Genomic DNA, 24,794 nt, shown 5'->3' with positions numbered 1-24,794 from the left:
TGTCCCTTTCCCGCGGATGGCGATGTTGTTGTTTTGCATATTAATTCCAATACAAGAGATAAACATCGTTTATGGGAGCTACTCTTCAGCTGATAAAACAGAAAGCGATATCCCTGATTGAACAGCGGATGTCCAAAACAGGTACTGTACTGGCAATACGTGCATGGGAGCCTGACTCTGTCGTAGAGGTGGATCTGCACCTGCCCGGAGCCAGCATGCATAAATGGACACAGGCGCAGCATATTAAATGTAAAGTAGCGGAGTTCGAATATCGTGATTATACGCCCTGTGGATGGGATGCAGAAACGGCTACCTGTACGCTGATCATCCATACCGGTCATGATGGGGCAGGGGCGCGGTGGGCCCGCGGCTTACAGCGGGGAGATCTGTTTTCTTATGTGGGCATTGGTTCGTCTATGCAAAAACCAGCAGACAATGCGCACCTGGTGTTCCTGGGGGATGAAAGCGCAGTAGGCCATTTCATGGCCCTTCATCAGCTGGCCAACCGCTCGCTCTCGCTTACCGGCGCCATTGCTTTTTCAGCGCCTGAGCACCTGCAGGTATTCCCCGAATATTTCTGCGACTTTGGTACCGTACAGCCGGTAGCCAAAACACCAGGCCACGATAGCAATGCATTATTACAATGGGTGGCCGACCGGCATTTTTACAGCAATACGGTCTTCTACCTGGCGGGGCAAACACCCGTAGTTGTACAGCTGAGAAACCTGCTGAAAGCCCAGGGCTTCAGCGGGATGCAGATAAAGACCCAGGGCTTCTGGAAATAAAAAGGCCGCGGCCTGTTACGTAAGATGATCATTGCTGATGATCGTTTCGCAACAGGCCGCGGTCTATTGGTTGATGGCGCTGGGCCTTTAATTATTGAACCTTGTAACCGGCAGTACCGATAGTAGAGCCAGACAGCGGCTGATAGAAGTAGCTTGTATTCACCAGTGCCGATGTAACGGTTGCATATTTCTTGTCAGCCAGTGTACCGGTACCTTCTTTGTAGGTGCCGCCACCTTCAGTGTAGATGTAGGCGTTGGCATACAGGGGGCCGCCACCCATTCTGGGCTGGATAAATACGTTGGCATTGATAATCTGCGGAGCAGTCATCTGGCCATTGTAGCCATTGATACGAAGGCTGTTACCACCAGTTCTTGCAACAGTGTTGTTGCTGATGGTGATAGTAGCCTGGTTAGTACCCCTTAAGCTGATACCATCGTGGCCGCCCTGGTTATCACGGAACAGGTTGTTGCGCAGAATGTGTCCGGCGCCTTCACCGTAAAACTGTAGCAATTCTCCCCAACCATCATGTACATAGTTGTCATGCACATTAGATCTTGAAACGCGGCCTCCAACCAGGATACCACCGTTGTGAGAAGAGTTGTGCTGCAGTGCCCAGTTCTTAACCTCGTTCTTATAGATCTCCACCATGTCCATAGCTGCAGTCTGGATGCCATCTGCGCCGCCATCATGTACATAGTTGTTGTAGATCTTAACATTGTACCATTTGATGGGCTGTACGTACTGGTGGCCGGCAGTGAAACCGGAAGATGTACCGTAGTAAGACGTATTGGAGGTCAGGTCCCAGTAAGTGGCGGTATGTCCGATGTACATAGCCTCGTTCCAGGTGCCGCCGATTTCGCAGCCGTAGATCTTCAGATTCTTCATCTGAGAATTCGGATACCAGGTGCTCTGATCATTGGCTTTCGGGTCTGTTTTAGCCCAGATACCTGTACCGCCATTGGTGATGGTCAGGTTCCTGATCTCGAAGTTGTCGGTCTTTTCTGTTAAGATCAGGTTAAAATATGCCGAACGAGTGGACTGAGTAGAACCCGTAATCTTAAAATAATTTTTGCTGGTAGGGCTGCCAAACTTGATGTAATGGCAGTTGGAGAAGCGGGCTGCTTCTGCATAGGAACCACTTGCCCAGTTAGGGTTACCGATAGTGGTAACAGCGCCCACGGGATGCTTGATGTAAATAGGCATGGTGGATGAGCCACTCATGTTGTAAAAATAAACAGCTTTAAAAGTGCCTTTCAGATAAATCTGGTCCCCGGGTTTGTAATAACCATTACTGTTGTTAACGCTCAGGTATCCATTTGCATCGGGATACAGCGTATAGGATCTTCCGGATGTAGCTTCTGTTTCAACGTCGGAGGTGGCTGCAGTTGAATCAGCTCCGGGTTTCACAGTGTCGGCTAAATCGTTTTTGCTACAGCTGACGGCGAGGATAGAAGCGGCAGTAACAACAGCAGCAAATAGTTTTCCAGCATAAAGTTGGCTTAGAACTCTCATGGTTTTTCGGTATGGTTTAATTGTTAAAAAAAGTAAAAACAACAGGGTGTCAGCATGACAATTATATGACAGATCGCGCTTCTGACTATGTTGCCATGGTACTAATGGATGTTGTGGTTGCGGTTACACAGTTTATGGATGTTGTGGTGTTGTGTTGTTGCGTTTAGTACTCAAAATGCGTTTGCAAAAAAACGGAACTTATTTTAAAAAATTATACGCGCTTCGTTGATGGATGCCCGTAAGCTGAAAGTTATGCCAGTGGCCGGCCTTCAGGCAATAAGTAATACTTTATATCTAACCCGATTAAAAAAAATACTTAATGAATAGACTATTGTTATAATATATAAAAAACTCTAACTCTTAAAAATTTTTAGAATTTTTTCTTTTGATTGTTTAAGTGAAAATACAGGGGTGACCGTTTTACCCCTTTTTTCTGTATCCGGAAGCAGAAACTGGTGAGTTTAGCCGTGGCTGATAGAAGTTACTTGCATCTACATCAGCTGCTTCGACGGTACTGAATTTTGTGTTGGCTTCAGCGCCGCTGCCTTCAGATACAGTAGCTCCTCCCTCGGTATAAATGTAAGCGTTAGGATAAAGTGGCGCGCCGCCCATCCTGGGCTGTATCAGCGCATTGCCTTTGGCTATCTGCTGTGAGGTCATACCTGTGAAGCCGCTTAAGCGGATGCTGTTTCCACCGGTTCTGGCCACGGTATTGTTGGTGATCTGCACAATTGCCTTGTTGGCGCCTCTGATGCTTACACCATCATTGCCTTCCTGGTTGTCACGGAAAAGATTATTGTGGATAATATGGACAGATCCGTTCTCTCCGGATCCATAAAACTGTAGCAATTCTCCCCAACCATCATGTACGTAGTTGTCGTGCGTGTTAGTGTTGGTGGTTCGTCCACCGATCAGGATACCACCGTTATGAGCAGCGTTATGCTGCAGCGCCCAATTAGTTACTTCATTATTATATACCTCCAGTGCATCTATCGCGGAAGTCTGGATACCGTCGGCGCCAATGTCATGTACATAGTTGTCGTAGATCTTCACATTATGCCACTTGATGGGCTGTACATATTCATGGCCGGGTGTAAACTTTTCGGGAGAATCATAAAAGGAGAGATTGGCCGTAAGGTCCCAATAGGTAGCCGTGTGACCAATGTACATGGCTTCGTTGTTTGTTCCGCTGATCTCTACATTATGTATAGTCAGTTCTTCCATCGCTGAGTTGGGGTACCAGGTGCTTGGGTCGCTCTTCACCGGGTCTGTTTTCGCCCAGATGCCGGTGCCGCCCCCTTTGATGGTCAGGTTCCTGATCTCTACATGATCGGTGTGCCCTCTTAATATAAGATCAAAGTAGGCTGCCCTGGAAGACATGGTAGAGCCCTGGATCACGAATTCTGAACGCTTGCTCTCGCCCCCTATTTGAAGGTAGTGGCAGTTGGTAAAGCTGAGCGCTTCTGCCCATGAACCGCCGTTCCAGTACGGATTGCCTATATAGATCACTGTGCCTGGGGGATTCCTGATAACGATCGGCGCCTGGGCACTGCCGCTCATATTAGTGAAGTAGATGCTGGAGAAAGTCCCTTTCAGGTTCAGCACGTCCCCTGGCTTATACACTTTGTTGCTGTTATCTACTGACAGCCTGCCGTTGGCATCGGGCGTCAGTGTATAGGTTTTGCCCACTACAGGCGGTGGGTTGGTTTCCGTGCCCGGGGGATTGTTATGATCCGACGGCTGGGGAACTTCACCTTTATGACAACCAACAAAAAGAAAGGTTAATGCTGCAATGAGAAACATACATGATTGCTTAAAAGGTATGGATGATTTCATAGTATAAGGCTTTTCATAGGAATAGAACAAAATAAAGATACGCTCACACGGGTATAATAAAAATACGGAGCTTTCATTAAATATTAAGATTTTTTCTGTTATTTTTTTATTTACCCACAGAATGAATGAGTTAGAGCCGGCCTTGTGCAAGGGTAGGGACGTTCTTTCACTTCAGTTACATTATAATAACGGAAAGGGGCCGCCATTACTTATATGAGGGATGACAAATCTTTCCAAATGTCTCGGGCGTGTCGGTAAAGGGAAATAAAAAAGCCGTCTCCGGGAAGGAAACGGCTTTTTGGTTCGTTGGGTGGAGGATATCGGACTCGAACCGATCACCTCAAACATGCCATGCTTGCGCTCTACCAGATGAGCTAATCCCCCATGCCTGGCCACTTGTCAGAGACTGTATCTCTGGAAGCGGAGTGCAAATTTAGACTTTTTTCCAAAAAAGCAAACACTTCTTTAAAAATCTTTGAATATTTCCCCTACGGTTTCCTTGAGATCCTTTGCCAGTAAAGGCTTCTTAAGCAATTTGATCACCAGCGGGTTGGCGTTTGTGCGGTTAATATCTCCATAATCCAGTGAAGAGGAAACCATCACGATATAACATTGTGATTTGATCTTTGCAGGATAAGTGTCGAATGCCGTCAGAAACTCAAACCCATCCATTTCCGGCATCTGGATGTCCAGCAGGATGATGGTAGGAGGAATGCGGTGCAGGCTGATATTGGAAGACAGGAACTCCAATGCCTTGTTGGCGCTTGTAAATGAGAGGACGGTCCTGCTGATCTGCTGGAGCGTGATAAGCCTTTCATGCAACAGCAGGTCAATCTCATTATCGTCAATCAATATGATCCGTAGATCAGGAATCGAAATCATTTCTGTTAGGAATAGTTATTTCAAACTGGGTGCCTTCACCGTATTTAGACTCTACGTTTATTGTACCGCCAATTTTGCTCAGCGCCTCTTTTACAATATATAAGCCAATACCACTGCCCGGCTTATTGTTATTTTTTGACCGGAAGAACATTTTAAAGATGTTATTCAGGTGTTCGGTTAAAATGCCAATACCGTTATCCTCGATCCAGATAGTGGCCTTATGCGGTTCCACCTTTACCGTCAGGTTTACCTTCGGGTTGGCTTCATCCGGCTTTTGATACTTAACAGCGTTGGATATGAGGTTGTTTAAAATTACGCTGATACGGAAAGTATCGCCTTTAAAATCCACCGGCTGGTCTATATTCAGGTGAAACTCAATGGCAGTGTTCTGGGGTTTGAAGTTGGCGATGCATTCCTGCAAAAGACTGTCAAAGTAAATTTTTTCATGCTCTACATCCAGCCGCGAATTCCGGTAGTATTCGATGATCTTCTGGATAAAACCGTCCAGCTTCAGTATGCACGACTCGATCATATCTACGTAACCGTTAGGGTCCTTTACAGAGTTATCCAAACGGGCCAGGTTAATGATGCCAAGCACAGACATGAGCGGTGAGCGCAGATCATGAGAGGTGGAATAGATGAACCTGTTAAGCTCATCATTGATCTTCTCCAGCTCGGTTATCTTTTCTTTCAGGTTCTTCCGCGCCTGGTACATTTCATACGCATTGTTAATGGTATTATGCAATTCGTATTCGTCCCAGGGCTTCTTGACGTAAGAAAAAATATGGCCTTTGTTGATAGCCTCGATAATATCTTCCACGTCTGTATAGCCGGTCAACAGGATTCGGATGGGGTCCGGGAGTACCTCCCTGATCTCATAGAAGAATTCAACACCGGTAGTAACAGGCATTTTCTGATCTGCAATGATGATATGTACATCGACGCTCTTTAAGAGCAATTTGCCTTCCTGTGCGGAATTGGCAGTGTATATCTCATAACTTCTCCTGAAACTGGCTCTAAAGGCATTGAGGTTATGAACTTCGTCATCGATGTACAATATCCTGATTCGGTTCTCTTTCATTCAGGGATATTGTTAGGTCGGCAGACTGGTAATTTTCAATGGTAAATATATAATAAATTCAGCACCTTCACCGGGGGCCGTATTCACTACGATCCGCCCGTTGTGCTTTTCAATAATACTAAAAACAATAGACAATCCCAAACCCGTGCCTTCTCCCACGTCCTTTGTCGTGAAAAAAGGATCGAACATTTTCTCTTTTACCTCCTGCGTCATACCGGTTCCGGTATCCCTGATGCTGATGGAAACCTGCCCGTTTTGCTCCCGGTTGGTGGTAATGGTAACGCTTTCCTCCTTGTTACTATGCTTGCCTTTAATGGCGTTAAAAGAGTTCGTGATGATGTTCATGAACACCTGGTTCAGCTTACCGGCATAGCACTCTACCTTTGGAAGGTCGCCGTATTGTTTGATGATCTTTACATTGGGGGGCACGCTGTTGCGCAGCAATACCAGCGTAGAGTCAAGGCCTTCATGCAGGTCAACAGATTTTACATCGCTTTCATCCAGCCGGCTGAAGGTGCGCAGCCCTCTCACGATCTCGGCCGTACGTACTGCGCCGTCTTCTATACCTTTTATCAGGTCTGCTATCTCATCATGTATAAACGTAATATCGATCTGTTTCTTATAGGCCACTACATCCTCAAATACATGCTTCAGTTCAGGCTGCTTTTCCAGCTGGTTATACTTTTCCAGCAATGCCTTGATATCGTCGATATCCAGTTTGAGCGGCTTGATATTGGAGGTAACGAAATTGATGGGGTTGTTGATCTCATGCGCAATGCCGGCTGTCAGCTGACCCAGCGAAGCCATCTTCTCTTTCTCCACCAGCTGTGTCTGGGCTTCCTTCAGGCTTTTGAGCGCCACGTTCAGCTCGGTATTGGTCTTCAGCAATTCCTCGGTCCGTTCGCTGACCTTGGTTTCCAGTATCACGTTCTGCTCGCGCACCAGCCTTTCATTTTCCCGTGATACATCCAGGGCAAGTGCCTGGGCAGCCTCATTTTCCTTCTTGAGCGCGTTGATCCGGTCTGCCAGTGCAAAGGACAGCAGGATGGTCTCCAGGGCAGAGCCTACATAAGAGCCATAAGTGGTGAAATGGTTATAAGGCAGTACGCCCACATTGCGCAATACAAGAATGATAAGACCTATCAGGAAAACGCTCCAGGCGATCAGGTAGAACATGGCCGGGCGGCTGCCTTTGCGCAATACAAGCACTGAACTTAACAACAGGAACACGGCTGCCAGTCCGCTGCCCATGTCCAGCAGCGTATAGGCATATGTGTTCTGGCGTGCAAGGCTAAGTACTGCTGCCAGGATATAAATGATGGCAACCACATTCAATACCTTGTTAAGGCGCGGCAGGTAGTCTCCTACCTTCAGAAAGTCCTGTATGAAGAGGATGCCGAACACGCCCGCCAGCATGGTGCTGATCGTTACCCCGTAGTAATTCAGCTCAGGATGGTTGGGCCACAGGAAGCGGTAAAAGTAGCCTGCCAGCGTGATCTGCGCAAGGGCAAGCCCCGCCAGGTAAAGCAGATAGGTGCGGTACACACGATCGCGCGTGGATACATAGATAAAGAGGTTATAGGCAAAAATTGCCAGCAAGATGCCCATATAGATCCCGAGTATCAGGTCGGTCTGGTTAATATTGGCATCCAGCCTTGGTTTGGTCCACACGCCCAGCGGCAGCAGGATAGGATGATCGCTTTTTACCTTCAGCAGGTAAGTGGCCGTGCTGTCTTTGGACAGTAAAAGGTCAAAAACGAAATGCTGATGTGCGTAAGTCCGCTGGCTGAAAGGATAGCGGTTGCCTGTTTTGAACGTTCGTACCAGCTGATCACCATGAAAAATGAAAAGCGTCAGGTCACTGATGTTCATGTAGGGCAGCTCCATATAAAGTGTGGGCAGCGCTGTTTTATTGGTTAGCCTGAACTTTAGCCAGTGGACAGCAGGCCCGGGAGAGAAATTGATGATGCTTTTATTGCTGGGCTGGAACCCCGGGTTGTTCAGCAGCTGGTTTACATTGTTGGCGGTATCACGCTCCTGGCTTAACAGCCATACATGCTCACCGATCATGGTCTCCCGTTCTTCATTGCTGACCGGGATGGTATCCTGCGCCTTTGCCGCTAACAAGGGGAAACAGGTCAAACAGCAAACGTAAAGCGCCTGCCATAGGGAAAGCCGTTTCAGATAAAGACAAATAAATGTATAAACGTGCCTCATCGCTTTAATTACCAGACGTAGGGTATGATCCTGTAAGTGTGCTGCTGATATTGTTGATAGTCTCCCGGGAAAAGCTGCCGCAGCAGCGCTTCTTCTACCGTGATCCGTTTGTAGTAGGCGATCATCATCAGTAAGAGCGCCAGCAGGAAACAAGGCAGCGATCCCAACAGCACCGGAAACCCTGTAAGAATGAGCAGGGCGCCCAGGTAGCTGGGATGACGAACCAGTCCGTAAGGGCCGTCGGTGATCAGGCGATGCGCCTCTACCGACTGCACATTGGCTGTAAAGTATCTTCCAAGATAACGGATGGCGTTGATCCTGATGTAAAGACCTGCTATGATCATGATAAGCCCGAGCCAGACAGGCCAGGTCTGCTCCGGGTAGAGAAGAGGCCCAGTAGCCCCATTGTAACATCAGCAATACTACACTGCAAATCGACATTACAAGGATCAGCAGGATGGAAGAACGGTCGCTTTGCTGGTGCTCCCGTTGTTCTTTCATGCTGAATGCCGGCTGGGTTAAGTTAAGTAAAAATATCGCAATAACAATAATACCGATCCTGTAGTCTAAAAGCCGTTCCAGGTTACCCATCAGCGGAAGAATCATCGAGATGAAGATGGTAACCAGCGTAAAGCCTGTCTTTTTTACCATTGAATTGTCCGGTTATCAGGTGATGTAATAAGGTTTTTGAAACGGGATGCCATCAGCCAGCTCCAGGTAATACTGCAGGTCCATTGTCCCTTTAGGACCTTTCAGTACGATAGTCAGGTAGGGCTTGTCCCGCAGCTCCATGATCTTGCCCCGCTCTTCCGGATGGGCCATGCTTAGTTCCAGCGGGTCTTCAATGATCAGGGCCGTGGCGATCAGGTCTTCTTCGGGGTAGTAAAAAGTGCCGTTATTGCCCAGAGAGGTAAGGATTTTGAAGCCGATGCGCTGGCTGTTCTTGAACGTAGCCTGGGCGCAAAAGCCCAGCAGGGTAGTGATGGGTAGTTGGTTAAGCACTGCCATGGCAGCTCTGCCGATGATCATGCTGCCAATGCCCCAGCCGGCTACCTCCCGTGAATTCCACAAGCCGCAGAATTCACCGGTGCCGCCCTGCTCATGTAAGGTTTGAACCAAACGGTAGATGCCTGGATCCATAGCGTTAATAGCAGTCTCGATAGGCAGCGGCGTTTTCCCCCCGGTTAATTGCAGCCTGCAGCCCCCATAGATCTTTTCTTCTGTATCATCCACCACGCTGATCAGGTAAGTGTAAGGTTCATACATCCAATTGGTGGAAGCAGATGTTACTTTCGTTACACCATAAGCCTCCAGGACCTTTCTATGCCCATTGATATAGCGCATACATTCTTCCGGATAATCCACTGCTCTGAATATTTTTACCTTAAGCATGTATAGGAATGCTTTAAATTTTTAAACTCTGCTAAACATTATGGTTATTCTTGTAATGTACGTTCGCAAAACAGTCAATCACATGCGTCGTGCTTTTCCCGTGTATGTAGAGGTGACAGTTGGCACTGCGTCATCCACCCGGTACAACATAGTCGATTTACTTATCCGCATTCGCAATAGTCCTAATGGCAGGAACAACCTGACTACGCCGTAGTCACCGCACGGGATAAATAGTCTCATCGTATGTCAGAATAGTTATTTGTATTGACTTTCCTTACATGAAGTTACAGTTAAAATAGTATTATTTACACAATAAACTAGAATGATTTTTAAGCTGATACCCTATGTCTGTATAAATACGCAGTTGTTTTACCGTGAAAGACGCAGTTTTTAGACATTGCCAAACAGAAGTTCATGCGAGAGCTGCCCTGCGGCCATCGCCTTTACTAGTCGGATAAGTGGTGTAATATTTGTAGCTTTACTCTCTACTGCCTTTTAGCTTTGCGTCATTATATCATCAATTTCAATACTATTGATATGGATAAGAGAGAATTTATTAAACTGGCCGGCCTGGCAGGGGTGGCTGCTTTAAGCAACCCGTCTGGCCTGCTGGCCGCTAGGCCCGCAAGTAGCGCTACCGGAAAGGCGGAAGGACCTAAAGCCCCTTTCGAGCTGCCCGCATTGCCTTATGCCACTGATGCCCTGGAGCCCAACATTGATAAACTGACGATGGAGATCCATCATGATAAGCACCATGGCGCTTATGTAAAGAACCTGAACGATGCAGTGAACGGTACCACCTTTGCCAGCCTTACGCTGGAAGAAATACTGAACAAGGTAACGGAGAAAGACAAGGCTATACGAAATAACGGTGGTGGGCACTACAACCACTCCCTGTTCTGGCCTTTGATGTCAGCCGAAAAAACGGCGCCTTCTGATAAGCTGAAGACTGCTGTTAGCGGGGCATTCGGTTCCTGGGAAGCCTTCCAGCAGAAATTCAACGACGCCGCCAAAGGCGTGTTTGGTTCAGGTTGGGCCTGGCTGATCGTTACTCCCGAAAAGAAACTGGCCGTAAGCTCCACCCCTAATCAGGATAACCCGCTGATGCACCAGGTTGTAAAGGATAGAGGGATCCCTGTATTGGGACTGGATGTATGGGAACATGCCTATTACCTGAAACATCAGAACCGCAGGCCTGAATATATCGCTGCCTTCTGGAATGTAGTGAACTGGAACGAGGTGCAGAAACGGTATGATATGGCAATGAAATAAAAGTCGTTAGTTGTCAGTTGTCAGTTGTCAGTGAATGTCTGCGTTTATCCGCCTGAGTTACTCACAACTGACGACTGGTGACTGACAACTCTTTTCTCCGTATGTGCTTGTACTTTAGGCCCGAAATGCAGCAAGGCCACCCCGATAAAAACAGCGGTGCCAAGGAAGAGCCATACCAGGCCCGCCTGGTATTTTCTACGGAACAATGCAATACAGCTCACTGTTACCAGCAGTATATAAATAAGACCATAGATCATTTCCCACAAGCTCCACGGTACATTGGCCTGTAAATATGCCCGCAAAAAAGGCTCCCTGATATTAGTGCTTATTACCTGTTTGTATACCCCCGCCACTGGCAACAGCATCAGTCCTATGCCCAGTATAACACCCGTCAGCAGTAATAACACAATATTCCAAGACCGTAGTGAGCGCCTGCCTTCTGCCATCCGGTATACCTGCCGGGCAGCGAGGAAGGAGAGGGGCAGGTAGTATAATGTAGAAGGGGCTGCCAGCAGTACTACCCAAAACATGGCCCACATCCAGACATTAAGCTCTTTCATATCCAGGGGCGGAGGCGTTGCATACACAGAGCGCCGGCCGCGCCGTTGCAGGTAGCTGAACAGGAAAATGCTCATGGGGAAGCAGCCGGGCAGAAAGGACCAGTAATAAAAGGGGCCGCGGAAAAAGATGGCCGGCAGCATTCCTGCCTGGTAACGGAAAAAATTGCCTGTGGATATCCATCCTTCGCTGAATCCTGCACATACCAACCAGAAAGCGGCGGGCAAACAGGCCACCAGCAGCAGAATGCCTACATGGGCAAGCCGGATGCCCGTCTTTCCCTTACTGGCTACCCAGTATGCCAGCAAAGTGAGCAGGTTGATCACTATCGCAGCAGGGCCATTGGTCAGTACCGCCAGGCCAAGGCAAAGCCCGCTGATAGCAGACATGCGAAAGGGCTTAGCCGTGTAGGCAATGCGATAGGCAAAGTAAACAGACAGGAAAGTAAAGTAATTGTAAAGCGGGTCTGCCAGGCCGGATTTAAACAATAAACAGGGTATCCAGGAGCCTGCAAAAACCAGGACCCACCAGATCCCCAGGTTGCTGTCTACCTGCCTTTTTCCGATGGAATAGATAGTAAGCAGGGTGATGATGCCTATAATGGCATTGGGCAGCCTGGCGGCAAAATCATTTACGCCAAAGAGGGCCATACTGCCTGCCTGCAGCCATACAAAGAGGGGGAATGTATCATACAAAGGCCCCGAGCCAGATCGCGCCAAAGCATACCGGCCGCTGGCAAGCATTTCACGGGCAGCGGCTGCCAGGCTCGTCTCGCCGGGAGCAAAGAGGGGCATGGCCCCGAGGAATGGCACAAATAAACATCCGGCTACTATGACGATTAACAAGTACTTCATGCCCGCTTGTCGGTGGTTTATTGGTTAAACAGTTGAACCGCTTATTGGGTTTTGTTAAACCCACCACCAACAGTACGGTATCAGCCCAATTTGGCCTCCGCCAGCAGGGCGGCTTCCGCATGGGGGCAAAGTACCGGCGTCTTGGTGAGGTTCCGGAATTCAAACAAACCGTATACCACAAAACTTGCCACGGCGCCAATGATGCTGCCAATATAGATATCTGCAAAAAAATGCTGCGCCAGGTAAATGCGGGAGTAGGCAGCCATCAGGGCCAGTCCGATGAACAGCAGGCCCCGTTTTTTATTATTGTCAATAAGAGAAAGATAACTGAAAAGCGCAAAGGCGCAGGCCGAATGGCCGGACGGCCAGCTGTTGTGGTAATGTACGGATACCCATTTTACGGTATGTACAAAAGCGGCTCCCTGGAAGTAAAGCATAGGCCGCGGCGCATCTGCCATATGTTTGCTGACCTGTACTACCAGGGTCACCAGTAAAACGGAAGTAAGCCCTATCAGGAAGGGTTTGAACTTCCGGGTTGCCAGCATGCAGGCCAGCACCAGTACGAAGGTAATGCCATCACCCAGGTAGGTGATACCGGTCATCAGCACATCCGTTACCAGGTTATGCATGCGGTTAATTCCAATAAATAGTTCCTCCCGGGTGAAAATGCTTTGCATAATTCCCCCTACCAGTATCCAAATAACTAGCGCCAGAAAGAAGTAGGTGTTCTTTCTAAACAGTGTAACGAACGTCTTCATAGAACGTTTTAAGTTGTAGGTTGTTTCTTAAGCTTTTTTAAGAACTTCTTGGTGATCTGATAGATCCTAAAATAAAACTCTTTATTGAATAATTGCGAATCATTCATGGCCTTATAGATCAGGAATGCTGCAATGGGCATCAATACAATGTTGGAAAGCCACATTCCGCTCCAGGTGGTCAGCACGTCTTTACGGGCCATCTTTTCTCCCACCATAAAGCAGATGTTAAATATAACGAAAAATATAACGGCAAAAACAAGCGGTGTTCCCAGTCCGCCTTTCCGGATGATAGACCCCAGCGGCGCTCCTATCAGGAACATCACAATGCAGGAAAAGGCGAGGGTGAACTTGCGCTGCCACTCTACTTTATGCAGGATCATCACGGAATGTTTATCCTCAAATTCTTTTGCGGTGCCATCCAGGTTGCTCTGTGCTTCGCGCAGATTCTGCTCCGTACGTTCCAGCACATATTTCAGGTTCTTTTCGGGCACAATGTCTGTGAACTCCTTCACCTGCAGGGGAGGCGCTTTAGCGAGCCAGGCGGTATCTTTCCATTTAAAGAAGGCATAACGGGAGGTGATATAGGCGTTCACCGTACGGCTAAAAAGCTTTTCTTCCTTTTTGAGTGAGTCAATGGCCTTGTCCAGCTGCCGTATATTCAGCATCTGCTGGTTGGAGGCAAAGAGGCCCACATCCAGGCGGCTAAAGGTAAAAGAGCTAAGGTCAAAAGCTTTTCTATACTCCTTGAATCCCATGCGTATCAGCTCTCCCGGCACGGTAGAGCCGCGGAGGTTGCGCTCTTCATAACGCCATCCATCCCGCAGCACAAAGATCAGGAAACGCTTGTTGCTGGACAGTTCCATGGTGCCCTTCTCCGCCAGTATCAGCTTATCGGCGCCTGTACCGCCGCCGCCGGATGATTTATCGAAGATCATCACCTGGTGAATGGTGCGGTTATCCTTTTCTTTACGGGCCACCTTGATGGTATAGCCGGGAATGTCGCTGTAAAATACCCCTGCCTTGATATTGAAGGCGGGTTTGGAGTTGGTAATATCGTATAGTAATGATTTGGCGCGCAGGTTAGCTACCGGTATCACGTAATTGGCGAACAGAAAGGCCAGTACGGCAATGCCGATGCAGACAAACAGCAGCGGGCGTATAAAGCGCAGCAGGGAAATACCGGATGATTTCAACGCCACCAGCTCGAAGCTTTCGCCCAGGTTCCCGAAGGTCATGATGGAAGACAGCAGTACTGCCAGGGGCAGGGCCAGGGTGATGAGGCTGGCGCTGGTATAAGAGATAAGCTCCAGGATCACAGGAAGGTCCAGTCCCTTGCCCACCAGGTCATCTATATACTTCCAGAGGAACTGCATGAGCAATACGAACCAGGTAACGAAAAAAGTGGCCACAAATGGCCCCAGGAATGTCTTAACGATGAGCTTATCGAGTTTTTTCACTACCTAATATTATTATTTACGATTTTAGCGCAAGCTGCCCCGCGAAGTTACTACGATTTCCTGTAGTAGCAGTGACAGCCACCGTTATGGCAGCGTTAATTATATGAAAAATTTTTTACTTACAGCGGAAGAAAAACAGCTGGCTTTTGACGCCGGCTGGATATACCGTAAGAACAGCGTGATAGAGAAGGTGATGGAGCTGATGGGACAATTGCAGCGCCAGCTGGAAGCGCATATAATGACCGGGACTTTTGTTTTCCCTGAAGGCTGCCTGCAGCGCGGCGCTAAGATTTCGAAGGGTGAGCGCTACAAGGAGCTACCCTGGGTGATACTGGATTATCCACGCCTCTTTGGCCAAACGGATGTATTCGCTTTCCGTAGCATGTTCTGGTGGGGACATTATTTTAGCTGTACCCTGCACCTGGCCGGCGGTATCAAGGAGCAGCATGCGGATGCGCTGATCCTGGGTTATGCGCAGCTGTCGGCTGCGGGGCTGTATGTATATATGAATGAGGACCCCTGGGAGCATGATTTTGAAAACGGCAACTACAGGGCCATCAGCGCATTTACACCCCGGGAGTGGCGGGAGCTGGTGCAGCAGGGGCAATTTATAAAGCTGGCCAAACCTTTTCCGCTGGAGCTATGGGAAAAGATGATCCCGGAGGCGGTAAACTGTTATGCCACCCTGCTTAGCATATTGATGGTTTAGCCCTGCAAGGAGGGAGGCCATACGCTTTTACTAAGCAGTGATGCGCTTTAACTTAAACTTGCATGCGCTTTTAGTATGGGTAGCACTAAAGTTTCACTAAGCTCTCCCCCGGGAAAGACTAAGGTCTCACTAAGCAAAGACGAGGCGCTGGCGGCGAAAAGACCAGGAAAACACAAGGAACAGACAAGGAACTCCCACGGAAAGCACTAAGAAAGCACCAGGAAAAGACAGGGACCACCTGTGGAGAAGACTAGGAGAAAACAAGGAAGGTACAAGGAGAATGCAAGGAAGAACCAGGAAAGAATCGCTGTCAGTACTATAATTAACTACAATAGCACAATGTCACTGTTACGTGTACACTGTCCCATTATCAAATAGCAATTATTAAAATCTTTGACGAGTAATTAGTTGCCGATACGGTGAAAGAGGTCTTTTACCTGGTAATCCCAAAGTTGGCTTTGGTCTGCTATTTCTTTCTTTTCTGCAAAATCCTTAACTACCAGTATGGTTTCATTGGTAACTTCTGAAATCTGTATGCGGAATTCAAAAAACTCTCCATTGGGGGCGGTTAGCCAACGCAAACGAATAAACTCTTCTTCTTCCTGCTCCAGCACTTCGGCTTCCTCTGTACTGCCATTCCAGGAAAAAGAGAACACATTATCCCTGAAATCTACTTTATCGGCAAACCATTCCTGCAGACCTGCAGGCGTGGAAAGGAATTCGTATAAGATACTTGGTGAGCACCGTACCGGGTATTCCAACTCATATTGCACTTTCTTAGACATCGCTCAAGTAATTAGTAAATCAATATCATCCGGCTGCAATTATAGAAAAATATTTATTCTGTCAAAATAATTTGCTGTTTTTTTTTAATCATTTAATGTATTTATTTGATGGTTTATAAAAATCACTACTATTAAAATTACTTTCAATATATTTGCTTTGATAAAGAGTCAATTAGACACTTTTTTTTAATGAAAAACCCATCAACTCTCCCCGCAAGAGCCCCACAAAGGATCAATCGATTTTGCTTAAAAACGGTTTAACAACTAAACATTTTTTTTGGGTGGTGTCTAAAAAAAGTTATTTTTGTCTGGCATTCGTCAAAAATTAACATTTTATTAAATCACCTGTAACTGTTCCGACTCTATGTCAATGCGCCAACTCAAGATCACTAAGTCGATTACTAACAGGGAATCACAATCCCTGGAGAAGTATTTGCAGGAAATTGGAAAGGTAGATCTGATTACGCCTGAGGAAGAGGTGAACCTGGCCATCCGTATTAAACAGGGTGATCAGCGCGCACTGGAAAAGCTGACCAAAGCCAATCTGCGCTTTGTGGTGTCCGTGGCTAAACAGTACCAGAATCAGGGCCTGTCGCTCAGTGATCTCATTAATGAAGGTAACCTGGGCCTTATAAAAGCTGCCCAGCGTTTTGATGAAACCCGCGGTTTCAAATTTATTTCCTATGCAGTTTGGTGGATCCGTCAGTCTATCCTCCAGGCTTTGGCAGAACAGTCACGTATTGTGCGCCTGCCCCTTAACAAAGTGGGGCTGAGCAACAAGATCAGTAAAGCATATTCCCAGCTGGAGCAGGAATTCGAAAGGGAGCCCTCCCCCGATGAACTGGCCACCATCCTGGAGATCAATACAGAAGAGGTAGAGGCCACCCTCGGGGTTGCTGCCCGCCACGTTTCCATGGACGCTCCTTTCATCGACGGAGAGGATAACTCCCTGTTGGATGTACTGGAGAATCCCAATGCAGTAAGCGCCGATGAGGAGCTGGATCACCACGATTCACTGCGCAGGGAGATAGAGCGTTCCCTCTCCACCCTTACGGATCGTCAGAAAGATGTGATCATGCTTTACTTCGGTATTGCGGTAGAACATCCCATGTCACTGGAAGATATCGGGGAAAAGTTTGGTCTTACCCGTGAGCGTGTACGCCAGATCAAGGATAAAGCCATCACGAAACTGCGTACCACCTCCCGTAGTAAACTGCTTCGCAACTACTTAGGCAGCTGAGCATGCTAAAAGGTTTTAGCCGCAGAGCTTGTTTTTAGCCTTTGTAATCAGCCGTCAATAACATAATTTTGCACACGCAAATGGTGAATATCTTGCATATTCACCATTTTTTTTGCTGATACCTTAACTTTGATCTTAAATACACACGATAAATGTTTGAATCATTATCAGAAAGGCTTGAATCCGCGTTCAAACAGCTGAAAGGGGAGGGCCGCATCTCCGATATCAATGTGGCCAGTACTGTGAAAGAGATCCGTCGTGCATTGGTAGATGCCGACGTGAACTATAAAATTGCCAAGGAATTTACTGATAGGGTAAAGGAAAAGGCGATGGGTGAAAAGGTGATCACCGCCATTTCTCCCGGCCAGCTGATGGTAAAGATCGTGAAGGATGAACTGGCTGAGCTCATGGGCGGTACTGCGGCGGAGCTGGAGCTGAAAGCCAATCCTACCATCATCCTGATAGCGGGTTTGCAGGGTTCGGGTAAAACCACCTTCTCCGGCAAACTGGCCAACTTCCTTAAAACCAAGAAAGGAAAGAAACCCCTGCTGGTGGCGGCGGATATCTACCGCCCTGCGGCGATAGACCAGCTAAAAGTACTCGGCGGCCAGATAGAGGTGCCCGTTTACAGTGAGCCGGAGAACAAAAATGCCGTGCAGATAGCGGAAAACGCCATCCGGGAAGCTAAACAAAATGGGAATAACGTGATCATCATCGATACGGCCGGCCGCCTGGCGGTAGACGAAGTGATGATGACCGAGGTGGCTAACATCCGCCAGGCCGTGCAGCCCCAGGAGATCCTCTTCGTGGTAGACTCCATGACGGGCCAGGACGCCGTGAACACCGCCAAGGCCTTTAACGACCGGCTGGACTTCAGCGGCGTGGTGCTCACTGAAGCTGGATGGCGATACCCGCGGTGGTGCTGCCTTAACCATCAAGTACACCGTAGAGAAGCCCATCAAGTTCGTGAGCATGGGCGAAAAGCTGGATACCCTCGACGTATTCTACCCCGAGCGTATGGCCCAGCGTATCCTGGGCATGGGTGATATCACCACCCTGGTAGAAAGGGCCCAGGCGCAGTTCGACGAAGAACAGGCCAAAAAGCTGGAAAAGAAGATCCGCCAGAACCAGTTCGATTTTGAGGATTTCCGCGAACAGCTGCAGCAGATCAAGAAAATGGGTAACCTGAAAGACCTGATGGGCATGATCCCCGGCGTAGGTAAGGCCATTAAGGATATTGACATCAGCGACGACGCCTTCAAGGGTATAGAAGCCATGATCGGCTCTATGACGCCGCAGGAGCGCGCCAATCCGGACCTTATAGACGGCAGCCGCCGCAAACGTATTGCGAAGGGCGCCGGTAAAGATATCCAGGACGTAAACCAGTTCATGAAACAGTTTGACCAGATGCGGCAGATGATGAAGATGATGAATAAGATGGGGGCAGGGGGAAAAGGACTGAAAGCATTGGGCCGCTAATCTCAGTATAACTCACATAAATATGCTTAACGTTCCCGGTGTTTAGCACTAGGGTCTCAGCGTTTTAGCATCGATTATTGATATTTATTTTGAGATTCTGAATTAAAGGATTAAATTTGCCCCCCATAATATTTTTAAACTCGCAAAAAAATAACTCGATTTATTTATGCCAGTAAAGATCAGATTACAACGTCATGGCGCGAAGAAAAGACCTTTTTATTTTATTGTAGTAGCCGATGCGCGCGCACCCAGAGATGGTAAATTCATCCAGAAAATCGGTACTTACAACCCGCTGACTGTTCCGGCGTCAATTAACATTGATACTGAAAAGGCACTGCGCTGGTTACAAAAAGGCGCTCAGCCCACTGATACAGTCAGGAGGATCCTGTCTTTCAAGGGCGTGCTTTACCTGAAGCACCTGTTGAGAGGGGTTAAATTAGGTCTGTTTGATGAACCTACTGCTTACAAAAAATTTGAGCAATGGCAGGCAGAACACGAGCAAAAGGTAGCTGCACGTCGCGATAGCCACAAAAAGGCCCGCATTGCAACGCCGATAGTGAAAAGAGTAGAAGACGCTCCTGCTGAAGGCGGTAATGCCGAAGCATAAGCTATTTTGCTTAATGATACTTCACGAAAGGGAAATATTTGTCCGCAAATATTTCCCTTCTTTTTAGCTAAAGGCTGAAAGCCAACAGCTTACAAAAATGAATAACTATTTCAGCATAGGCAAACTGGTGGCCACCTTTGGCCTGCAGGGTGAGCTGATCCTCCGGCATAGCCTGGGCAAAAGGAGCACCCTGAAGGGAGTGGAAGCGCTTTTCCTGGAAGAGCGGAAAAACAGCTTTATTCCTTACTTTCTGCAGAAAGCGGGCGCTAAAGACCATGAACATGTTTACGTGAAGCTGGAGGGGATTGACAGCAAGGAAGCCGCACAAAAGCTGGTGCAGCTGTCGGTGTACCTTGGAGAGGCTGATTTCAAGCAGCAGGCCGCCTCTTCAGCGCCCTTATCCCTGCTGGGCTTTACCGTGCATGACGAACAGCAGGGGGAGCTAGGTGTTATCGAAGAGGTGATAGAAATGCCTTTACAGGTATTGGCCAAGGTCACTATTCACGGAAAGGAAGCCCTGCTACCGCTTAATGAGCAGTCCCTGGTAAAGGTGGACAAGAAAAAGCAGATCGTATACCTGCAGCTTCCTGAAGGATTACTGGATATTTATCTATAGGTAGTTTGAGGTTTGAAGTTTGAGGTTCGTTGAAGGTTGAACGTTCAGGGCAAGTAGCGTTAAGTACGGCAGCTCGTCCTGAACCTCTGACATTTAACTAACTTCAAACCTCAAACTTCAAACCTCAAACCTTAAACCTTAAATTTAGTTAATGCGCATAGACATCATTTCCGTACAACCGGGCCTGCTCGAAAGCCCCTTTTCCCACTCCATACTGAAGCGGGCACAGGCCAAAGGGCTGCTGGACGTACAGGTGCACAACCTGCGCGACTACTCCGACCTGAAGCATAAACAGGTAGACGACTACCAGTTCGGGGGAGGGGCAGGCATGGTAATGATGCTGGAGCCGGTGGTAAAGGCGATAGAGCACCTGCAGTCGGAACGAGCTTACGACGAGATCATTTACCTGACCCCCGACGGGGAAACCCTCAGCCAGCCTATTGCCAATCAGCTGTCTATGAAAGGCAATCTTATGCTGCTCTGTGGGCACTATAAAGGCATAGACGAGCGGATCCGGGAGCATTTTGTTACCCGGGAGATCTCTATCGGGGATTATGTGCTATCTGGCGGGGAGCTGGCTGCGGCCGTGCTGGTGGACGCCATTGGCCGCCTGATACCCGGGGTGCTGAACGATGAGACGTCCGCCCTTTTTGACTCTTTCCAGGATAACCTGCTGGCTCCGCCGGTGTATACCCGGCCGGAAGAGTTCCGTGGCTGGAAGGTACCTGATGTGCTGCTCAGCGGAGATCACCGCAAGATCGAGGAGTGGCGGCATGACAAGGCCGTGGAGCGTACAAAGCAGCGGCGGCCGGATCTCTTGAAATAAAGCTACAAGCTTTCAGCCACAAGCTTCACGCCGTTGTCTTCATTGCTAAAATGATGAAAATCAGTGAGATTCTGGTGACTATAACGTGCATTCCTTGTGGCTTGCGGCTCGCAGCTTGCAGCTATTTTAAATTTTTCGGGCATTTATTTGGAACTTCTTTATTCTGTGCTTACCTTTGCCCTCCCATAAATAATTGAAAGATGAACGCTATTTCGTTTGTTCACGAGCAACTGACAGCAAAAAAACAGTATCCGAAATTTAAAGCCGGTGACAACGTTACCGTTAACTATAAAATCGTTGAAGGTAACAAGGAAAGGATACAGTCCTTCAAAGGAGATGTTCTGAAGATGCAGGGCACCGGTTTTACGGCTTCTTTCACTGTTAGAAAGATCTCTGACGGTGTAGGTGTTGAAAGGGTATTCCCCTTATATTCTCCCAACATTGATTCAATTGTATTGAACAAAGTGGGTAAAGTAAGAAGGGCAAGACTGTTCTACCTGCGTGAGCGCGCCGGTAAAGCAGCCCGTATCAAGGAAAAAAGGGTTTAGTATAAAAATACAGGGAAATTAGTGAGAACGGGAGCCGTTTTTAGCGGTTCCCGTTTTTCTTTTGCCTGAAGGCAACGGGGGTTAAAATCTACTTAAACTCGTAGCTGCTCAGCAAAAAAACCGATTTTATCAATTATCTTTGTTAGCTGAACTTTAAAAATTGAGAAAATGACTGCTGTTTTTGTAAAATCACCTCTTTTATTATTCCAGGATCTTGGTATGACTGAATTACTCCTAATAGCACTGGTTGTATTATTACTGTTTGGTGGAAGAAAAATTCCCGAATTAATGCGCGGTCTGGGTAAAGGCATCCGTGAGTTCAACGATGCCAAGAACAACGTACGTCAGGAGATCGAGGATGGCATGAAAGATCACCCTTCTACCACCGACGCAAAGAAATAACACCCGATCCTACTCTCATTTTTGGATTTGTTAAGGGGCTTTATGTTAAATTGTTGAGATAGATCAACCTATAGCGCAATTTAACCATATAACAATTTAACATTTAAGAATTAACTGGTTTGGCATTGTCTGGATTCAGCAGTATATCGTCTTTTCATGAAGCCTTATACGCCGGCAGCACCACCTGTACGGAGATGGTGCGTTATTACCTGGAACGTATCGCCGGGGCCAGGCATTTAAATGCCTTCCTGGAAGTATACGAGACGGAAGCTCTGGAAAGGGCCCGTGAGCTGGACGCCCGTATCAGCCGGGGAGAAACCCTGGGACCGCTGGCCGGTGTGATAGTAGGCAATAAGGATGTCATTTGTTACAAAGATCATAAGGTAAGCGCAGCCTCCCGTATCCTGGAAGGCTTTACCTCTTTATATTCCGCTACGGCAATTGAAAGGTTGCTGGCAGCGGATGCTATTATTATAGGTAGCCTCAACTGCGACGAGTTCGCTATGGGCTCTACCAATGAGAACTCGGCTTTCGGGCCGGTGCTTAATGCCCTTGATAACACCCGCGTACCGGGAGGTTCTTCCGGCGGATCAGCGGTAGCCGTACAGGCAGGGCTGTGCCAGGTAAGCCTGGGCAGTGATACCGGTGGTTCCGTAAGGCAACCAGCCGATTTCTGTGGTATTGTTGGCCTGAAACCTACGTATGGCCGTATTTCGCGGTATGGGCTTATTGCTTATGCCTCTTCTTTCGACCAGATCGGGATTTTTGGCAGGAATATTGCAGATGTGGCAACGGTTTTACAAGTAATCGCCGGACCGGATGAGTTCGACAGTACAGTTGCTCAGCAGGAAGTTCCTGATTATCAATTGGGGCTTACGCACAATAAATCCTATAAAATTGCGTATTTAAAGGACGCGCTGTATCACGAGGGACTGGATACAGAGATGCGGGCAGCCTACACTGGCTTCTTTGAAGAGTTGGAGACAGCCGGGAATACAGTAACAGCAGCCGATTTCGCCTACCTAGACTATGTGGTGCCTGCCTATTATGTACTTACAACAGCAGAAGCCTCTTCCAACCTGTCACGCTATGACGGGGTGAAATATGGTCACAGAACAGCGGAGAAGAACCTGGATCTGACGGAGTTTTACAAAAAAAGTCGCTCTGAAGGGTTCGGAAAAGAAGTAAAACGTCGTATATTGCTGGGAACCTTTGTGCTAAGTGCCGGTTATTATGACGCTTATTACACAAAAGCACAACAGGTGAGGCGATTGGTGGTGGACAAATTATCCGAAATTCTGTCCCATTACGACGCTATCCTGATGCCAACAGTTCCCTGTACAGCCTTTAAGATCGGGGAGAAAACCGAAGACCCTATCGCCATGTACCTTGCAGATATTTATACGGTACTGGCAAATTTGGCAGGTGTGCCAGCCATATCGGTGCCCTTAAGGCGGCATTCAAACGGAATGCCCTTTGGTGTGCAGATCATCACAAAGCAATTTGACGAAGCGAACTTGTTGAACATTGCAGATCACGTTATGCAAATGAATTCAGTGAAGCTCAGCATGATGGATTAATGATGCGAAGTTTCATCTGGCCACAAAACAGGTCACTATTGTTTAAAATAAAAATGTGTATGAGGAAAATCTTTTTACTACTGCTGTTGCCAGCTATGGGTGGACTGAGTGCGTATGCGGCGGATGGCAATGTGGTATCTAAAGAGATGCTTGCTCCCCAGGAGGCAGCTCCGGACACTTCCATCTTGATGCACAAGGTGAAGTTACCGAAAGATACCACCACGGCAGTACCGTTTACCGCCACCTCGTCTGCTGCAGTGAAGCGCGGCGCTCAAAGCCTGCCTTCCAGCATCAGCCCGAAAGTTTATGAGCAGATCAATAATAACCTGGTAGCCGGTTATGTGAACACATACGCCTCCAGGTATAGTCAGCATCTGCAAGCTATGTTAGAAAAAGGGGAACCCTATTTCCTGATGATCGAAAAGGTATTCAGGGAACATGGTATACCTGCAGAAATGAAGTACCTCGCTGTTATCGAATCCAGTTTTAATACCAATGCCCGTTCCAGGGTAGGCGCAGTGGGAGTTTGGCAGTTCATGTCAGGCACCGCCCGTCTCTTTGGCCTGAACGTGGGTAAGCGGCTGGACGAAAGAAAGGACTTCTACAAATCTACCCTGGCCGCAGCGCAATACCTGAACCAGCTGTACGACCAGTTTGGCGACTGGCTGCTGGTAGTAGCGGCCTACAATTGCGGCGCCGGTGGTGTACAACGCGCCATGAAGGCCAGCGGCCGCGAAGATTTCTGGGGCATGCAATACTTCCTGCCATCAGAATCACGCAATCATGTGTATAAATTCATTGCCACCGGTTATATCCTTGACAGGTTCAATAACTTCTTCGGTGTAGGCGATGGAGACGACCGTATACTGGTGGCTGCTGAAAAGCCAGCCCCTGTTCTGGCAGCGTCTACTGAACTGACTGAAGACGACATGTTCAATACCGTGGAGTTCAACATCTCCGGTAAGTACCGCCTGGAAGCGATCGCTAAAAAGCTGGAGATCAACCTGGCAGAAATGAACCGCCTGAACCCTGACTTTGCCAAAACGATGGCTGGTCCGGATAACAGCTACGACCTGCGCGTACCGAAAGAGAAGATGAAGCTGTTCATGAATGAAAAGGATGAGATCCTGAAGGAGTCTATTCAAATGACCCTGGATGATAAGGCAGTAGCTTCCGACAGGTCTAAATTCCCGGCTCCGGCTAAATTACCGGCGCGGAATGTGAATGTTAAGAAGACTACTTCTACCGCTTCCGCCCGTAAGCATACCTCTACTACCCGGAAGTACAGCGCTACCAGGAAAAAAGGCAGCACCGCGAAGTATTCAAAATATGCTAAGTCAAAAAAGACCAGCAGCGGTAAGGCAAAAGCAAAAGTAGCCCCGGTTGCAAAGAATTAA

General features: G+C 48.0%; 23 protein-coding genes, 1 tRNA gene and 1 pseudogene. 13 read left to right on the top strand and 12 right to left on the bottom strand.

Annotation, left to right across the window (positions count from 1 at the left end):
- Positions 1–71 precede the first annotated feature (71 nt).
- On the top strand, positions 72–785 hold the full coding sequence (locus ACR9Y8_RS14000; protein WP_481213861.1) for an SIP domain-containing protein: 714 nt from the start codon (positions 72–74) through the stop codon (positions 783–785).
- 91 nt (positions 786–876) lie between these two features.
- Here the strand turns inward: ACR9Y8_RS14000 and ACR9Y8_RS13995 are convergent, their stop codons facing one another.
- The 8 genes and pseudogenes from ACR9Y8_RS13995 to ACR9Y8_RS13960 all read right to left on the bottom strand — a co-directional run bounded on the left by ACR9Y8_RS13995 (position 877) and on the right by ACR9Y8_RS13960 (position 9,706).
- The gene (locus tag ACR9Y8_RS13995; RefSeq protein WP_481213860.1) at positions 877–2,193 is read right to left on the bottom strand and encodes a right-handed parallel beta-helix repeat-containing protein; all 1,317 of its coding nucleotides are present in this window, start codon (positions 2,191–2,193) and stop codon (positions 877–879) included.
- Positions 2,194–2,718: 525 nt separating this feature from the next.
- A complete protein-coding gene (locus ACR9Y8_RS13990; protein ID WP_481213859.1) occupies positions 2,719–4,134 on the bottom strand; it encodes a right-handed parallel beta-helix repeat-containing protein in 1,416 nt (471 codons plus the stop codon).
- Positions 4,135–4,445: 311 nt separating this feature from the next.
- A tRNA-Ala gene (locus tag ACR9Y8_RS13985) sits at positions 4,446–4,518 on the bottom strand.
- Positions 4,519–4,599: 81 nt separating this feature from the next.
- Positions 4,600–5,016: a response regulator gene (locus ACR9Y8_RS13980; RefSeq protein WP_481213858.1), complete on the bottom strand. Its 417-nt coding sequence runs from the start codon at positions 5,014–5,016 to the stop codon at positions 4,600–4,602.
- Positions 5,000–6,097 (bottom strand): ATP-binding response regulator, encoded by a 1,098-nt coding sequence (locus tag ACR9Y8_RS13975; RefSeq protein WP_481213857.1) that lies wholly within the window; start codon positions 6,095–6,097, stop codon positions 5,000–5,002. The genes ACR9Y8_RS13980 and ACR9Y8_RS13975 overlap by 17 nt, the downstream gene beginning before the upstream one ends.
- Before the next feature lie 12 nt (positions 6,098–6,109).
- Positions 6,110–8,239: a sensor histidine kinase gene (locus ACR9Y8_RS13970; protein WP_481213856.1), complete on the bottom strand. Its 2,130-nt coding sequence runs from the start codon at positions 8,237–8,239 to the stop codon at positions 6,110–6,112.
- Between the two features lie 83 nt (positions 8,240–8,322).
- Positions 8,323–8,664: pseudogene (locus tag ACR9Y8_RS13965) on the bottom strand (methyltransferase family protein); the annotation flags it as partial.
- Positions 8,665–8,980: 316 nt separating this feature from the next.
- Positions 8,981–9,706, bottom strand: coding sequence for a hypothetical protein (locus tag ACR9Y8_RS13960; protein WP_481213855.1), 726 nt, complete (start codon positions 9,704–9,706; stop codon positions 8,981–8,983).
- A 537-nt stretch (positions 9,707–10,243) separates the two neighbouring features.
- Between ACR9Y8_RS13960 and ACR9Y8_RS13955 the strand changes: the two genes are divergently transcribed.
- The gene (locus tag ACR9Y8_RS13955; RefSeq protein ID WP_481213854.1) at positions 10,244–10,978 is read left to right on the top strand and encodes a superoxide dismutase; all 735 of its coding nucleotides are present in this window, start codon (positions 10,244–10,246) and stop codon (positions 10,976–10,978) included.
- Positions 10,979–11,022: 44 nt separating this feature from the next.
- Here ACR9Y8_RS13955 and ACR9Y8_RS13950 read toward each other — a convergent pair whose 3' ends face one another.
- The 3 genes from ACR9Y8_RS13950 to ACR9Y8_RS13940 form a co-directional block, all read right to left on the bottom strand.
- Positions 11,023–12,390 (bottom strand): ArnT family glycosyltransferase, encoded by a 1,368-nt coding sequence (locus ACR9Y8_RS13950; protein WP_481213853.1) that lies wholly within the window; start codon positions 12,388–12,390, stop codon positions 11,023–11,025.
- Positions 12,391–12,470: 80 nt separating this feature from the next.
- Positions 12,471–13,148: a phosphatase PAP2 family protein gene (locus tag ACR9Y8_RS13945; protein ID WP_481213852.1), complete on the bottom strand. Its 678-nt coding sequence runs from the start codon at positions 13,146–13,148 to the stop codon at positions 12,471–12,473.
- 8 nt (positions 13,149–13,156) lie between these two features.
- Positions 13,157–14,605: an LptF/LptG family permease gene (locus ACR9Y8_RS13940; protein ID WP_481213851.1), complete on the bottom strand. Its 1,449-nt coding sequence runs from the start codon at positions 14,603–14,605 to the stop codon at positions 13,157–13,159.
- Between the two features lie 103 nt (positions 14,606–14,708).
- On the opposite strand from ACR9Y8_RS13940, the gene ACR9Y8_RS13935 reads away from it, so the two are divergent.
- On the top strand, positions 14,709–15,314 hold the full coding sequence (locus tag ACR9Y8_RS13935) for a hypothetical protein (RefSeq protein WP_481213850.1): 606 nt from the start codon (positions 14,709–14,711) through the stop codon (positions 15,312–15,314).
- Between the two features lie 404 nt (positions 15,315–15,718).
- Here ACR9Y8_RS13935 and ACR9Y8_RS13930 read toward each other — a convergent pair whose 3' ends face one another.
- Positions 15,719–16,099 carry an START-like domain-containing protein gene (locus ACR9Y8_RS13930; protein ID WP_481213849.1) on the bottom strand — a complete coding sequence of 127 codons (381 nt, stop codon included), beginning with the start codon at positions 16,097–16,099 and terminating at the stop codon, positions 15,719–15,721.
- Between the two features lie 364 nt (positions 16,100–16,463).
- On the opposite strand from ACR9Y8_RS13930, the gene ACR9Y8_RS13925 reads away from it, so the two are divergent.
- The 10 genes from ACR9Y8_RS13925 to ACR9Y8_RS13880 all read left to right on the top strand — a co-directional run bounded on the left by ACR9Y8_RS13925 (position 16,464) and on the right by ACR9Y8_RS13880 (position 24,794).
- Positions 16,464–17,339: a sigma-70 family RNA polymerase sigma factor gene (locus ACR9Y8_RS13925; protein ID WP_213086907.1), complete on the top strand. Its 876-nt coding sequence runs from the start codon at positions 16,464–16,466 to the stop codon at positions 17,337–17,339.
- A 152-nt stretch (positions 17,340–17,491) separates the two neighbouring features.
- Complete coding sequence (locus ACR9Y8_RS13920; protein ID WP_481213848.1) at positions 17,492–18,385, top strand: signal recognition particle protein; 894 nt, start codon at positions 17,492–17,494, stop codon at positions 18,383–18,385.
- A complete protein-coding gene (locus ACR9Y8_RS13915; RefSeq protein WP_481216226.1) occupies positions 18,273–18,818 on the top strand; it encodes a hypothetical protein in 546 nt (181 codons plus the stop codon). The genes ACR9Y8_RS13920 and ACR9Y8_RS13915 overlap by 113 nt, the downstream gene beginning before the upstream one ends.
- A 166-nt stretch (positions 18,819–18,984) precedes the next feature.
- On the top strand, positions 18,985–19,425 hold the full coding sequence (gene rpsP / locus ACR9Y8_RS13910) for a 30S ribosomal protein S16 (protein ID WP_481213847.1): 441 nt from the start codon (positions 18,985–18,987) through the stop codon (positions 19,423–19,425).
- Positions 19,426–19,522: 97 nt separating this feature from the next.
- Positions 19,523–20,041 carry a ribosome maturation factor RimM gene (rimM, locus tag ACR9Y8_RS13905; RefSeq protein WP_481213846.1) on the top strand — a complete coding sequence of 173 codons (519 nt, stop codon included), beginning with the start codon at positions 19,523–19,525 and terminating at the stop codon, positions 20,039–20,041.
- A gap of 151 nt (positions 20,042–20,192) precedes the next feature.
- Positions 20,193–20,867, top strand: a complete 675-nt coding sequence (gene trmD / locus ACR9Y8_RS13900) for a tRNA (guanosine(37)-N1)-methyltransferase TrmD (protein ID WP_481213845.1) — start codon at positions 20,193–20,195, stop codon at positions 20,865–20,867.
- Positions 20,868–21,067: 200 nt separating this feature from the next.
- On the top strand, positions 21,068–21,415 hold the full coding sequence (gene rplS, locus ACR9Y8_RS13895; RefSeq protein WP_298740679.1) for a 50S ribosomal protein L19: 348 nt from the start codon (positions 21,068–21,070) through the stop codon (positions 21,413–21,415).
- 168 nt (positions 21,416–21,583) lie between these two features.
- A complete protein-coding gene (locus ACR9Y8_RS13890; protein WP_481213844.1) occupies positions 21,584–21,817 on the top strand; it encodes a Sec-independent protein translocase subunit TatA/TatB in 234 nt (77 codons plus the stop codon).
- Positions 21,818–21,942: 125 nt separating this feature from the next.
- Positions 21,943–23,397: an Asp-tRNA(Asn)/Glu-tRNA(Gln) amidotransferase subunit GatA gene (gatA, locus tag ACR9Y8_RS13885; RefSeq protein WP_481213843.1), complete on the top strand. Its 1,455-nt coding sequence runs from the start codon at positions 21,943–21,945 to the stop codon at positions 23,395–23,397.
- 59 nt (positions 23,398–23,456) lie between these two features.
- Complete coding sequence (locus ACR9Y8_RS13880; RefSeq protein WP_481213842.1) at positions 23,457–24,794, top strand: lytic transglycosylase domain-containing protein; 1,338 nt, start codon at positions 23,457–23,459, stop codon at positions 24,792–24,794.

This window comes from Chitinophaga sp. SVR4-12A (genome assembly GCF_056754765.1).
The sequence above is the reverse complement of the archived record's forward strand: the minus strand, read 5'-3'. Positions and strand labels throughout refer to the sequence as shown.